A 12,580-nucleotide genomic window follows, 5' to 3' on the forward strand; every position below is an offset into this window, starting at 1 on the left:
GTGCGCGCGGTCATGCTGCCGTCGGCGTCATAGGTGTAGGCGACGGCGCCGCCGGGACCGGCCGCGGTCAGGAGCTGGCCGCGGTCGTTGTAGGTGTAGGTGTTGGGCGTGGCGGGGTTGTCGGTTCCTGCGGAGGTGAGACGGCCCGCCAGGTCGTAGCCGAGGGTGCGTTCGGTGGTGGCTGCCTCGGCGCCGGTGCCGGTCTTGCGGTCGAGGCGGTCGAGGCGGTCGAGGGCGTCGTAGCCGCGCTCGCGCTTCACACCGCCCGGCAGCAATTCCTTCACGGCCTGGCCCGCCTTGTAGTAGACCGTCGTCCAGGTGCGGTCAGCCGGGTTCGGGTGTGCGGTCGTGGCGGGTTCGACCGTGGACTCGGGCAGCCCCCAGCTGTTGAAGGTGTACACCGTCCTGTTGCCCGGCCGTCGGTGAACCGGGTGCGGTGGCGTCCGCGTCGTAGCCGAACGTGGTCGTGATCGACTCGCCCGTGGAGACCGGCTCCACCTGGCGGATCATCCGGCCCAGAGCGTCGTAGGTGAAGCGGGTGGTTGCGACGGCGTCGGTCACGGACACGATCTCTGCCGCCGGGTTGTAGGCGGCGGAGGTGGTGCGGCCCGCGGCACTGCTCGAGCCGGTCTGGTTGCCCGCGTCGTCCCAGGTGGTGACGCCGTACGACATGCCCCCGCACGCGGCCGTGTGATCCGCCGCGGGGACCGGGCGTGGGTGCGGCACAGGACGCGGCGCGCGCTCTACCGTCGGGCACCATGTGGACCTCGCGCCCGGACGGCAGCCCTGAACGGCTATTGGCCCTGGTCGACGGCGTGTTCGCCATCGCCGTCACCCTGCTCGTCCTCGACCTCTCCGTGCCCCGGGAACTCGATCCGGCCGCCTATCGCGACGCCCTGCGGGACCTGCTGCCCGACCTCGGGGCCTACGCCCTCAGCGTCGCGGTGCTCGGGAGCTTCTGGCGCGACCACCGCCGCATCTTCCAGGACGTGAGGGAGATCGACGGGCAGATCATCGGCATCTCCATGGCCGGCCTCGGGATCGCAGCCCTCGTCCCCTTCCCGACCAGGCTGCTCGCCGAGTACGGCGCCCAGCCCGTGTCCGTCGCGGTCTACTCCGGCTCGGTCGCCGCGCTCGCCGCCGCCCACCTCGCCGTCGCCGCCGTCCTGGCCAGACGCCCCTGGCTGCGCCACGGCCGCACCTCCGAAGCGGCCACCCCGCTCTACCTCCTCGACAGCGCCACGTCCGTACTGGTCTTCACCGCCACCGTCCCGCTGGCCCTGCTGGTCGGCCCGCAGATCATGTGGATGTGGCTGGCACTCGTGCCGCTGAAGGCCTACCTCGGCCGCCGACTGCACACCGCGCACTGAGCCCGGCCGCACACGCCAACCGAGCCCCCGGACGCACCCCGAACCTGCACGACAGCACGCTGCGGATTCCGGGACCGGGGCCCGGCCAGAGGCCTGCGCCGGATCCCGCGCCGACCGGGTGCCGGGCGGTGCGGCCGTCGAGCCGGCCCGCGCCGACGCCGGCGTCCACGGGGAGGTGCTCGGCGTGGCCTCTGGGCGGCGCAGCCGCTGCCGGGGCCCACCGGCGGCCTGTGCGGCGGCTGCGGCCTGCGCACCCGGCGCGGCATCTGACCCGGCGGCGCACGGGCCCGTTCGGAGCAGGGGCGAGCGCGGCACACCTCCGCGCGCGGTGGAGCGCCGTAGCGTCCCCCGCATGACCGCAAGCACCCCCCACCAGCCCGCTTCCCTCACCCGCCGCGCCGCCCTCACCGGGCTCACCGCGGGGGCCGGCGCGCTCGCCGTCGGGAGCACCGCCCGCGCCGCGGCCGCCACGACCACCCCGCCCTCGGCGGCGTCCGACCCGGCACCGGGAGCGATGCGGCTCTTCGCCGATCCCGGCTTCAACTTCGCGGGACTGCTCGCGCTGGGAGCCGCAGGCATGCGCGCCTCCGAGGTCGGCGAGGTGCTGACCGCGGTCAACGCCATCAACGCGGCGGGGCTCTCCGAGCAGACCTACACCGACACCTTCCGGTCCTGGGGCGACCAGCTCTCGGCGCGCCCGGCAGCGGGCCGGGACGGCGGCGGGACGCCGTCGCAGACCCGCCGATTCCGCTCGCTGCGCGCGGCCCAGTACTACGCGCAGGCGCTGTTCTACGTCCTGGGTACCGACGAGCCCGGCGACGAGGAGGCGGTCTACAAGGCGGGACGCAGGGCCTGGGACACCTTCGCCGGGCTCTGCACGCCCGCCGCCGTCACCGATCGCGTCCCGTGGGGCAGGACCCGGCTCCCGCTGTGGTTCTTCCGCCCGGACGGCCCCGCCGAGCGGCGCCCCACCGTCATCCTCACCAACGGCAGTGACGGGCAGAACCTGGACATGTGGACCTACGGCGTGTCCGCGGCCCTCGACCGCGGCTGGAACGCCCTCGTCTACGACGGCCCCGGCCAGGGGCAGTTGCTGTTCGTCGAGGAGATCCCCTTCACCACCCGCTGGGAGACGGTGGTCGGCCCGATCGTCGACTGGCTGCTGCGACGCGATGACGTGGACGGCCGGCGGATCGCCCTCACCGGCCTCAGCATGGGCGGCAACCTCGCCCCGCGCGCCGCCGCCTTCGAGCACCGGCTCGCCGCCTGCGTGGCGATGCCCGGATGCCTCAGCCCCTGGCTCGCGTTCGACGAGGAACTGCGTGCCATCGTCACGCCCGACAAGGCCGAGACCAACCGGGTCTGGAACGAGGACGTCGTCCCGGAGCTGACCCCGCAGCAGGCCTTCGCGGTCAAGAAGCGCTTCGAGATCTTCGACCGGCAGGCGCTGCGCCAGGCGCGCGCGGGCAAGGTCCTCACCGACCTCTGGACGCCGGCGCAGGTGGCCATGGGCCTCGACATCACCGGGGTCGTCGGCAGGATCAAGGCGCCGACGCTCGTGCTGGACTACGACTTCGAGGTGTTCTATCCGGGCCAGCCACGGCAGATGTACGACCTGCTGCGCACGCGGCGCGACTACGTGAAACTGACGACGGCCACCGGGGCGCAGTTGCACTGCTCCCCGATGGCCCCTCAGCAGCACTGCGACGTCGTCTTCGACTGGCTCGCCGACGTGCTCCAGCGTTGAGTGCTCCGGAGTGCGCCGTTGCCAAGACCGTAGTCAGGTCTCAGCATTCCGGGTGGTGCCGCTTCGACATGGCCTGCCAGTTGGACGGTTCGAGCCGCGCGGGCCGAACGGTCCGAGGCCGTCGATGTGGTCGGCCTCGGTCGCCAGGAAGCGCTGGAGCTGGGGAGGGCCGAGCAGGCGGGGCACTCGCAGTACGGGGGTCTGGAGGCAGGCGGCGCCGGCTCTGCGCCGGGCCGCGTTGAAGCCGCGGCTGCTCGGTGCCGGCCTGGCCGCTCTGGCCCTGGCCTCGCAGGCGGGGCAACGTCCGGCTTGGGTGAGGGTCGGGCATCCGGGTCTGGTGCAGACCTGTTGCGCGTTGCGCGGCATGACGGTGTTTCTCCTGCGGAATGCACTCGGGATGGCAGCAGAGATGTCTGAAGCTTTTGCAGCGACAGTGGCCGCAGTTGCTCCCGTGGTGCTCCTGGTAGCTGTTGTCGAAGTGGCCAGCCGCGAGCGGTACAGGCGGGAGAGGTCGCGTGAGATGGCAGAGGCGATCTTGGTGGATCTCGGCGAGTGGCGTGCACTTCGGGAAAGGCGACGTCAGACGTCAGAGATCCCGCCGCCTGATGACGGGTGGGACCTGACCCCTGTGATAGCGGAGCTCAAGTTGCGTAAGGCCGTTGCCGAGATGTATCCCACCACGGCATGGTGGGCGACTCGACGGCTGGCCGACAAGAGTAAGCGGGTGCCGTTGGTGAGAACCGGGTGGGTGGCTTGGATACGTCTGGGCGCCTGGTTCCTGTGGGCCGCCGTGATGGTCGCCCAGGTCCTGGCAGTCATCCTTGCCTTGAACGCACTGCGTGATCCCTTGTCCGTGGCGTCAGCGACGGACGAGGCGTGCATGATCTTTGTGAGTGTCGGCGTCGGATGGGTCGCGCTCTGGCCGATCTGCCGTGTGGTTCTCGCGGACGGGTGGGGCGTCGTCTCGGCAATCGGCAAGCACACCAGGGCGAACAACCCGTATGTGAAGGACCTACAGGAGCGCATAGACCGGCTCGAAGCCAGGCGGAGGGAGCCATGACGAAACCCCAGCCGGTAGCCCGGTCCGGGGCTTCGTGTGCGTGCGTCTGCGGTGCCGTCCGTGGGCACAGTTGTCCACCGAGATCTCCGCACTCTGTCTGACCTGCGGTCAAGCGGCTCTGCGTGCGGCGCGCTTGGCGGTGAGCCCGGTGACGTCGGCGAACGGCGCACGAGGGCTGCCGCGGAGTGCCGCCGGAGCGTTGGAGCCGGCCCCGATGGACGATCGTGCGGAGGCCGGGCGGGCCGACACCGAGGAAGCGGGCAGCCTGGTGAGCGGTGAGGCAGCCGGGGCGGATGTTCACGGTCGTCCGGACCGTCGCCTCCCGGTCGGCACAAGCCGAGCAGGCCGACAGACTGCCGCCCTCCCGGCCTCGTAGAAGCGTCAGCCGCGTCGCGCGAGCAGGAGGTGATCCCTTCCGGACCGATCCTTCCCGGACCGTTCCGGGCTCAGCGGCTGTACAGCCAACTGCCGTACGCGGCGCCGTCGACGAGGTGATACAGGCCGATCGCTGCGGGCGCGACAACCAGCGCCAGGGCGCCGAGCCGGACACAGACCGGGGCGACCACGCTGGCCGAGTCGTGCTGCCCGGAGACCGTTCGCCAGTCCCGCAGCCGTCTGATGTCACCGGCGCACGCCGTCCAGAAGTACAGCCCCACGGCCAGGAGGAACCCGCCGACGATGAGGCAAAGGCCGCCGACGACCGCCAGAAGCTCCATGCGGTCGTGGGGGTCGCCCACCGTCAGCGCGGCCACCATGGCCACCACCGCACCTGCGGCCCCGGCCGCCACCCCGCGTATCAGCACGCCGCCAAGCCGCAGCCTCGGCGCCAGCACGCCCTCGTCGTCCCGTTCCATCCGGGCACAGTAGCCGCCAAACCATGCTCCGCACCCTCGCACAGGCGACAGCCCGCTCACGTCCCGCCACCGAGCAGGAGAGCACCCAGTACTCCGGGCCGTACCGGGTTCCCGGTGACACCCGCGCGCTCGCGCACCTTGGGCGGCAGCAGCGCCAGCGAGGAGGGCGAGGACACCGCGATCCGCGTCGCCGAACCCCCGAGCCTGCGGTTGGCCGGTCCGAGCCGGACCGTCTGCTCATGCAGCACCAGCGGCACCCGGCACAGCCGCGCGGCCAGCCCCTGCCCGGGCCGCGACGTACCCGCCCGTCCTCAGTACCACGTCCGGCCGGGAACCCGACACGACCGACCGGGTCAGTGCCACACCGAGCGGCGCCCGCGCCATGTCCTTCACGTTCGCCGCGGACAGCATCTTCAGCGGATTCGGCGAGCGGCGGATCTTGCCCGTGGCCACCGTCCGGAACACGATCCTCTCCGCCGTAGCGACACGCGCTTCGAGACCGCCCGGCGTCCCGATCCTCAGGAATTCCAGCGTGCCGCCCGCATCCGCGAGACGGCCCTGCAGGGCACGGACCGCCAGGGGGGCCGGGTAGATATAACCGCCCGTTGCTCCACCCATCACCAGCAGCCGGAACGAACGCGGAATACGGAGAAGGAGTCGCCTCCCCATGTCCTCGACGACTGCGGATACTCGCCCTGGACGATCCGCAGCCCCCGCCTCCTCGACCTGGTGAACACCATGGACCCCAAGCTCGTCGCCGCAGCCTTCGGCATGACTCGCAGGCCACACTGATCTATCTCGCCGACCACGTCGACACTGGACGACTGCCCAGCCCTTGAACACCAGACAGCCCTCTCCCCGGATTGCCCTCTCCATTGATCGACCGGTGTCAGACTCGACCACCATGAGCGACTGGTTCCTGCAGCAAGGACACGGCGTCCGATTCGAGTGGGGCCCCATCGGTGCCCAGCAGATAGCGCGGGACGCCGCCTGCCTGGTGGTGGTCGACGTGCTGTCGTTCACGACGTCGGTGACCGTCGCCGTCGAAGCAGGGACCCAGGTCTTTCCCTGTGCGTGGCGCGACGAAACGGCGACCGCGTTTGCCCAGAACAAGACTGCGGCGCTGGCCGTGGGGCGGCGAGCCGCCACCCCGACCTCACCGTGGTCGCTGTCTCCGGCAGCACTCCGCCAAGCCCCGTTCATCCCCCGACTCGTGCTGCCCTCTCCCAACGGATCCGCCATCGCCGCGGCAGCAGGCGATTCGATAGTGGTGGCGGGCTGTCTGCGTAACGCCACCGCTGTCGGACGATGGCTGGCCCGGCACCGCTACGGGACTGCGGAACGTCCCGTAGCGGTGATCGCTGCTGGTGAGCGGTGGCCGGACGGAAGCCTGCGACCTGCGTTGGAGGACTTGCTGGGCGCCGGGGCGATCATCGCCGAGCTGGAGTCGCGAGGTGTCGGCCCGCTGTCTGTCGAGGCAACCGCCGCACGGGCTTGCTTTGTGCAGACCGAGGACGTCGCCAGGGCCGTGGCCGCCTGCTCGTCGGGCATTGAACTGGCCCGGACCGGGTTCGCCGACGATGTGGCCATCGCCACCGAGCTCGACGCCAGCGCGATCGTCCCCGTACTCGCCGACGGAGCCTTCAACCACAGCACCGACGGCACAGGGTCGCCGCCGAACCAGTGAAGCTTCGGCAGCACCTTGCACGAGTTCGCCGGAACAAGTGCGCTTTGGTCAACTTGACCCGGTCCTGAAGGACTTTGTTGGCGGATTCGGTGTTCAGGCGGCACGTTCCGGGCCAAGGCGTGCGAAGCGGCTCATGTGGGTGGTGCCGATGGGGTTTTCGGTCCACCAGGCGTCAAGGCGGAGGAGCACCCGTCTGACAAGAACCCGGGCATTGTCCAAGGTGAGAGCGGGATTACCGACAACCTGTCAGAACGCGAAGAACCAGGCGCCGTTGCTTCCCCAGACCGACGCACGCTCAGCACCTGTCTCGCTATGGCTCCGACATGACGGAAGCCGGGTGGCGGGTCGTGCGGTCTTTGCCCGTGCGGATCCGTGGACGCGGTCGGCGCCCTGGTCCGGCCCTCGGCGAGGGCACCCACACCCTCCGCGCCGTCAGCCGGCACAGCACTACAGCGCCCCAGCGCAGTGCCAACAGCCGTTCGCACTCTCCAAGCGGTACCGCAATCGTAGGCCTGCGTGCCTGGTCTTCATCCGCATGACAGCCATCCGACGGCCGCCGCGTTCCGCCCCGCACGAGCGGGAGTTACGCCTGTGGAAGGTCGGCCGTGTCCTCACGGTCACCTTCGCCGCCGCAGTTCTGGCAGCGGGCAGCGTCTTCTACACCCTGGTCGTCCTGCTGGACATCCAGGAGATCGACAGCACCGCGAAACTCGACGCGGCAACGCTGTTCGACCTGGTGAAGCTCTCCTTCGGAGTGGTCGCCGGGGCCGGCGCGCTCGTCGCCTGCCGCCGCCAGCGCCTCGACGAGGCCGGCGCCCACCTCGACGCCACCCGCCTGCACACCGAACGCTCCACCACCGCCGTCTCCCAGCTCGGCGACGACTCCCCGGCCGTCCGCCTCGGCGGCGTCCACGCCCTCGCCGGCCTCGCCGACGTCATCTGCAGGGCTTCGCCACGGCTCCGGCCCGGCCGGTGTCGCCGCTCAGACCGGCTGCGGCTCTCTGTCCGGACGGTGGATCGGGGCGGCCGAGCCGGTGAGTGGGACTCCTGTCCCGCCGTGCCGCTCCGCGATGATCTCCGCCACGATGGACACGGCGGTCTCCTCGGGTGTGCGGGCCCCCAGGTCCAGCCCGATCGGGGATCTGAGCCGGGCCAGCTCGCGTTCGCCGACGCCGGCCTCGCGCAACCGCCGCTCCCGGTCCTCATGGGTGCGACGCGAGCCCATCGCGCCGATGTAGGCAGCCGGCCGGCGCAGCGCCTCCCGCAGCAGGGGCACGTCGAACTTCGCGTCGTGGGTCAGAACGCACAGCGACGTCCGCGCGTCGGTGGCGGTGCCCCGCAGGTACCGGTCGGGCCAGTCGACGACGATCTCGTCGGCGTCCGGGAAACGGGCTCGGGTGGCGAAGACCGGCCGGGCGTCGCACACCGTGACGTGGTAGCCGAGGAACCGTCCCGCCCGCACGAGCGCCGCCGCGAAGTCGATCGCGCCGAAGACGATCATGCGGGGCGGCGGCACGGCCGACTCCACGAGCAGGGTGACACCGCCCGGGCAGTTCGTACCGTCCTCGGAGAGTTCCACCGTGCCGGTCCGGCCGGCGTCCAGCAGGGCGCGGGCCTCGGCGCGCGCAGTGCGGTCCAGTTCCGGGCCGCCGCCGAGCCCGCCCCCGTAGGAGCCGTCGGAGCGGACGAGCAGGGCCCGGCCGAGCAGCCCGGCGGGGCCCCGCGCCACCCGGGCCAGTGCCACCGGCTCACCGCCGGCCGCGGCGGACAGCGCGGCGTCGTGCACCGCCCGCCCGGCGGAGAACGGGACGACCAGCACGTCGATCGTCCCGCCGCAGGTCAGTCCCACCGCGAAGGCGTCCTCGTCGCTGTAGCCGAACCGCTCGGTCAGCGGCTCGCCGTCGCGCAGGGCCTGGCGGCACAGGTCGTACACGGCGCCCTCGACGCAGCCCCCGGAGACCGAGCCGATCGCCGTGCCGTCGGCGTCGACGGCCAGGGCTGCCCCGGGCGGACGCGGGGCGCTGCCGCCGACGGCGACGACCGTGGCGACGGCGAAGTCCCGGCTCTCCTCGACCCAGGCGTGCAGGGCCCCGGCCAGATCAAGCATCGCCGCCCGCCGACAGGACGCGGTCGGGCCGGATCGGCAGGTCGCGGTGGCGTACGCCGGTCGCGTGCCAGACGGCGTTGGCGATCGCGGCGGCCGCGCCCACGATGCCGACCTCGCCGATGCCCTTGATGCCGATCGGGTCGTCGGGGTCGGGGTCGTCGACCCAGTCGGCCTCGACGTGCGGGACGTCGGCGTGCGTGGCGACGTGGTAGCCGGCCAGGTCGGCGCCGTGGACACCGCCGCTCGCCGGGTCCCGGACGGCCTCTTCGTGCAGGGCCATGGACAGGCCCCAGATCATTCCGCCGACGAGCTGGTTGCGGGCGGTGGGCGGGTTGACGATCCGGCCGGCCGCGAAGACGCCCAGCATGCGGCGGACCCGGACCTCGCCGGTGGCCGGGTCGACGGCGACCTCGGCGAACTGGGCCCCGAAGGAGTGCCGTTCCCGCTGGGTGAGCGCGCCGACGGCCTCGGTCGTGTCCGACCGCGCGGTGATGCCCTCCGGCGGGACGTCCTCGCCCGGCGCGAGGCTGCGGCGCAGTTGTTCGGCCGCGGCCGTGACGGCCCAGCTCCAGGAGCGGGTGCCCGCGGAGCCGCCGGCGATCATCGCGGGGCCGAGGTCGCTGTCGCCGATCTGCACCAGCACGCGGTCGGCGGGCACCTCCAGGGCGTCGGCGGCCACCAGGGTGAGCGCGGTCCGGGCGCCGGTGCCGATGTCGGCGGCGTTGATCCGGACCGTGAAGGTGCCGTCCGCCTCTGCTGTCACGGACGCCGTGGAGGGCATGGCCATCGCCGGGAAGGAGGCGGCCGCAGTGCCCGTGCCGAGCAGCCAGCGCCCCTGGCGGCGCACGCCCGGGCGCGGGTCGCGCTGCGCCCAGCCGAACCTGCGGGCCCCTTCCCGGAAGCAGGCGACGAGGTTGCGCCCGGCGAACGGCAGTCCGGAGACCGGTCCCACCTCGGGTTCGTTGCGCAGGCGCAGGTCGATCGCGTCGATGCCGCACTTCTCGGCGAGTTCGTCGAGCGCCGACTCCAGCGCGAACGAGCCCGGTGCCTCGCCCGGGGCGCGCATCCAGGTCGGGGTGGGGACGTCGAGTCGCACCAGCCGGCTGGCCGTGTGATGGGCGTCGGCGGCGTACATCGACCGGCCGGCCGCGGCGCTCGGCTCGACGAACTCGTGCACGGCGGAGGTCTGGTTCAGGGAGCGGTGCTCCAGGGCGCGCAGCCGCCCGTCCGGATCAGCGCCGAGGCGGACGCGCTGCACGGTGGGACTGCGGTAGCCGGCGAGCGAGAACATCTGCCGGCGGGTCATGACGACCCGGACGGGCCGCTGCAGCACGGTCGCGGCCATCACGGCGGCCACCTGGTGGGCGCGTACGCCCTTGCTGCCGAAGCCGCCGCCGACGTGCTCGGAGCGCACGCGCACGGCGCCCGGGTCGAGGGAGAACAGGTTCGCGAGCTCTCCCGCGACCCAGGTGGTGCCCTGGTTGGAGTCGACGACCTCCAGCCGGCCGCCCTCCCAGCGGGCGGTCGCCGCGTGCGGCTCCATCGGATTGTGGTACTCCTCCGGGGTGGTGTACTGCGCGTCCACGATGACGGCGGACGCCGCGAGTTCCCGGTTCAGGTCGCCCTTCTCCACCACGGCCGGCAGGTGCCCGTCGACCGGGTACGCTTCCGCCTCGCGTCCGGCCGAGAACGCAACGTCGTGCGGCTCCTCGTCGTACGTCACGACGAGGGTCTGGGCGGCCTCCCTGGCCTGTTCGGACGTCTCGGCGACGACCAGGGCCACGGGCCAGCCCAGGTGGGGCACCCGGTCGTGCTGGAAGAGGCCGGTGCCGGGATCCGGCGGGACGCCCATCATGCCGACGAACTCGGTGTGGACGCGGGGGGCGTTGTGGTGGTGGAGCACGGTGAGGACGCCGGGCATCGCGAGGACGGTGTCGGTGTCCAGGGCGCGGATGCGGCCGCGGGCGACGGTGGACAGCACCAGCCAGCCGTGGGCGAGTTCGGCGAAGGGGATCTCGCCGGCGTAACGGGCCGCGCCGGTGACCTTGTCGCGGCCTTCCACGCGGGTGTGGGGGGTGCCGGTCACGCGCTCGGCGGCGGACCGGCCGGTGGTGGCGGTGGTCATCGGGAAGCCTCCTCGGCGAGTTCGCCGAGGACGGCTACGACGAGGTTGCGCATCAGGGGCACCTTGTATCCGTTGCGGGGCAGGGGCCTTGCGGCCGCCAGTTCGGCGTCGGCGGCGGCCGCGAAGGTCTCGGCGTCGGCCGGAGCGCCGATCAGGACGCGTTCGGCCGCACGGGCCCGCCAGGGGCGGGAGGCGACGGCCCCGAAGGCCAGGCGCACGTCGTGCACGACACCGTCCCTGAGGTCGAGGGCGGCGGCGACCGAGCCGATGGCGAAGGCGTACGAGGCCCGCTCGCGCACCTTGCGGTAGCGGGAGTTGGCCGCCGTGGCACTGGGCGGCAGGGTGACACCGGTGATCAGGGCACCCCTCGGCAGGACGGTCTCCCGGTGCGGTGTCTCCCCCACGGGCAGATAGAGGTCGATGAGCGGCAGCTCGCCCGGTCCGTCAGCGGTCTCGTAGAGCACGCGGGCGTCGAAGGCGGTCAGGGCCACGCCCATGTCGGAGGGGTGGGTGGCGACGCAGTGTCCGGAGGCGCCGAGGATGGCGTGGTTGTCGTGCTCACCGGTGAGGGCGGGGCAGCCGCTGCCCGGATCACGCTTGTTGCAGGGCGAGTCGACGTCGGTGAAGTAGCCGCAGCGGGTGCGCTGCAGCAGGTTGCCGCCGACGGTGGCCATGTTGCGCAGCTGCCCGGAGGCGCCGGCCAGTACCGCCTGGGCCAGGGCCGGGTAGCGGCGCCGGACCTCGGGGTGGGCGGCCAGATCGCTGTTGGTGACGGTCGCGCCGATGCGCAGTCCGCCGTCCTGCGTCGACTCGACGCGGTTCAGGGGCAGTTCGCGTACGTCGACGAGCCGGGCGGGCCGCTCGACGCCCGTCTTCATCAGGTCGACCAGATTGGTGCCGCCGCCCAGGAAGCGGGCGTCCGTGTCACCGTCGAGCAGTGCCACGGCGCCGGGTACGTCGTAGGCGCGCCGGTAGCCGAACTCCCTCATGCCGACGCTCCGTTCGCCTCGGCGGCGCGAGCCACGGCCTGGACGATGGACACGTACGCGCCGCAGCGGCACAGGTTGCCGCTCATCCGCTCACGGATCTCCTCGGCGGTCAGGGGTGGCGGTCCCGCCTCGGGCCGCAGGTCGTAGGTGGCGGCGCTCGGCCAGCCCGCGGCGTGTTCTTCGATCACGGCGATGGCCGAGCAGATCTGACCAGGTGTGCAGTAGCCGCACTGGAAGCCGTCGAGGTCGAGGAACGCCTGCTGCACCGGGTGCAGCCGGTCGCCGTCGGCCACGCCCTCGACGGTGGTGATCTCGCGCCCTTCGGCCGCAACCGCCAGTTGCAGGCAGGCCACGCTGCGGCGGCCGTCGACCAGGACGGTGCAGGCACCGCACTGCCCCTGGTCGCAGCCCTTCTTGGTGCCGGTCAGGTCGAGCCGTTCCCGCAGGGCGTCGAGCAGGGTGGTGCGGTGGTCGACGGTCAGCGTGTACTTCTCGCCGTTGACGGACAGGGTGAGGTCGCTGGACGTCGATGAGGCCATGGAAGCCTTCTCTCTCACGTGGTGAGGCGGGTCGGGCGAAGGTGCGGGCGCTGCGGCTGGCGGCGCCGGTGCACGACCGTGCAGGATGCGGGGCAGGTGGGC

Annotated in this window: 10 protein-coding genes and 3 pseudogenes; 5 read left to right on the plus strand and 8 right to left on the minus strand. The window is 72.3% G+C overall.

Annotated elements, in window-relative coordinates:
• Positions 1-20 precede the first annotated feature (20 nt).
• Positions 21-401: pseudogene (locus ACZ6SQ_RS00290) on the minus strand (hypothetical protein); the annotation flags it as partial.
• Positions 325-672: a hypothetical protein gene (locus ACZ6SQ_RS00295; RefSeq protein ID WP_469554834.1), complete on the minus strand. Its 348-nt coding sequence runs from the start codon at positions 670-672 to the stop codon at positions 325-327. The pseudogene ACZ6SQ_RS00290 and the gene ACZ6SQ_RS00295, both read right to left, overlap by 77 nt.
• Positions 673-758: 86 nt before the next feature.
• Between ACZ6SQ_RS00295 and ACZ6SQ_RS00300 the strand changes: the two genes are divergently transcribed.
• From ACZ6SQ_RS00300 to ACZ6SQ_RS00310, 3 genes are all read left to right on the plus strand, one after another.
• Entirely contained in the window at positions 759-1,370 is a 612-nt protein-coding gene (locus ACZ6SQ_RS00300; RefSeq protein ID WP_469554836.1) for a TMEM175 family protein, read from the plus strand.
• Positions 1,371-1,722: 352 nt separating this feature from the next.
• Positions 1,723-3,117, plus strand: a complete 1,395-nt coding sequence (locus tag ACZ6SQ_RS00305) for an alpha/beta hydrolase family protein (protein ID WP_469554838.1) — start codon at positions 1,723-1,725, stop codon at positions 3,115-3,117.
• Positions 3,118-3,481: 364 nt separating this feature from the next.
• Positions 3,482-4,177 (plus strand): hypothetical protein, encoded by a 696-nt coding sequence (locus ACZ6SQ_RS00310; protein WP_469554842.1) that lies wholly within the window; start codon positions 3,482-3,484, stop codon positions 4,175-4,177.
• Between the two features lie 446 nt (positions 4,178-4,623).
• On the opposite strand, the gene ACZ6SQ_RS00315 is transcribed toward ACZ6SQ_RS00310, so the two are convergent.
• Positions 4,624-5,031 carry a DUF6336 family protein gene (locus ACZ6SQ_RS00315; RefSeq protein WP_469554845.1) on the minus strand — a complete coding sequence of 136 codons (408 nt, stop codon included), beginning with the start codon at positions 5,029-5,031 and terminating at the stop codon, positions 4,624-4,626.
• Positions 5,032-5,117: 86 nt separating this feature from the next.
• Positions 5,118-5,649: pseudogene (locus ACZ6SQ_RS00320) on the minus strand (glycosyltransferase); the annotation flags it as partial.
• 286 nt (positions 5,650-5,935) lie between these two features.
• Here ACZ6SQ_RS00320 and ACZ6SQ_RS00325 point away from each other — a divergent pair.
• Both ACZ6SQ_RS00325 and ACZ6SQ_RS00330 read left to right on the plus strand, forming a co-directional pair.
• A complete protein-coding gene (locus tag ACZ6SQ_RS00325) occupies positions 5,936-6,718 on the plus strand; it encodes a 2-phosphosulfolactate phosphatase (RefSeq protein ID WP_469554848.1) in 783 nt (260 codons plus the stop codon).
• 535 nt (positions 6,719-7,253) lie between these two features.
• A pseudogene (locus ACZ6SQ_RS00330) lies at positions 7,254-7,652 on the plus strand (pentapeptide repeat-containing protein); the annotation flags it as partial.
• A 48-nt stretch (positions 7,653-7,700) separates the two neighbouring features.
• On the opposite strand, the gene ACZ6SQ_RS00335 reads toward ACZ6SQ_RS00330, so the two are convergent.
• Genes ACZ6SQ_RS00335 through ACZ6SQ_RS00350 form a run of 4 tightly spaced genes read right to left on the minus strand, consistent with a single transcriptional unit; the run spans position 7,701 to position 12,478 of the window.
• A complete protein-coding gene (locus ACZ6SQ_RS00335; protein WP_469554850.1) occupies positions 7,701-8,825 on the minus strand; it encodes an XdhC family protein in 1,125 nt (374 codons plus the stop codon).
• Positions 8,818-10,950: a xanthine dehydrogenase family protein molybdopterin-binding subunit gene (locus tag ACZ6SQ_RS00340; protein WP_469554854.1), complete on the minus strand. Its 2,133-nt coding sequence runs from the start codon at positions 10,948-10,950 to the stop codon at positions 8,818-8,820. The genes ACZ6SQ_RS00335 and ACZ6SQ_RS00340 overlap by 8 nt, the downstream gene beginning before the upstream one ends.
• Positions 10,947-11,939, minus strand: coding sequence for an FAD binding domain-containing protein (locus tag ACZ6SQ_RS00345; protein ID WP_469554856.1), 993 nt, complete (start codon positions 11,937-11,939; stop codon positions 10,947-10,949). Before ACZ6SQ_RS00345 ends, ACZ6SQ_RS00340 begins: the two co-directional genes overlap by 4 nt.
• Complete coding sequence (locus tag ACZ6SQ_RS00350; protein ID WP_469554859.1) at positions 11,936-12,478, minus strand: (2Fe-2S)-binding protein; 543 nt, start codon at positions 12,476-12,478, stop codon at positions 11,936-11,938. Before ACZ6SQ_RS00350 ends, ACZ6SQ_RS00345 begins: the two co-directional genes overlap by 4 nt.
• Positions 12,479-12,580: the final 102 nt, after the last annotated feature.

It is taken from the genome of Streptomyces sp. NPDC048600 (assembly GCF_055587025.1).

Excerpts from the sequence above, each read along its gene's own strand:
- ACZ6SQ_RS00325 (WP_469554848.1), top strand. The coding sequence starts at position 5,936 with ATGAGCGACTGGTTCCTGCAGCAAGGACACGGCGTCCGATTCGAGTGG.
- ACZ6SQ_RS00300 (WP_469554836.1), top strand. The coding sequence starts at position 759 with ATGTGGACCTCGCGCCCGGACGGCAGCCCTGAACGGCTATTGGCCCTG.
- ACZ6SQ_RS00305 (WP_469554838.1), top strand. The coding sequence starts at position 1,723 with ATGACCGCAAGCACCCCCCACCAGCCCGCTTCCCTCACCCGCCGCGCC.
- ACZ6SQ_RS00335 (WP_469554850.1), bottom strand. The coding sequence starts at position 8,825 with ATGCTTGATCTGGCCGGGGCCCTGCACGCCTGGGTCGAGGAGAGCCGG.
- ACZ6SQ_RS00315 (WP_469554845.1), bottom strand. The coding sequence starts at position 5,031 with ATGGAACGGGACGACGAGGGCGTGCTGGCGCCGAGGCTGCGGCTTGGC.
- ACZ6SQ_RS00295 (WP_469554834.1), bottom strand. The coding sequence starts at position 672 with ATGTCGTACGGCGTCACCACCTGGGACGACGCGGGCAACCAGACCGGC.
- ACZ6SQ_RS00340 (WP_469554854.1), bottom strand. The coding sequence starts at position 10,950 with ATGACCACCGCCACCACCGGCCGGTCCGCCGCCGAGCGCGTGACCGGC.
- ACZ6SQ_RS00310 (WP_469554842.1), top strand. The coding sequence starts at position 3,482 with ATGACGGTGTTTCTCCTGCGGAATGCACTCGGGATGGCAGCAGAGATG.
- ACZ6SQ_RS00350 (WP_469554859.1), bottom strand. The coding sequence starts at position 12,478 with ATGGCCTCATCGACGTCCAGCGACCTCACCCTGTCCGTCAACGGCGAG.
- ACZ6SQ_RS00345 (WP_469554856.1), bottom strand. The coding sequence starts at position 11,939 with ATGAGGGAGTTCGGCTACCGGCGCGCCTACGACGTACCCGGCGCCGTG.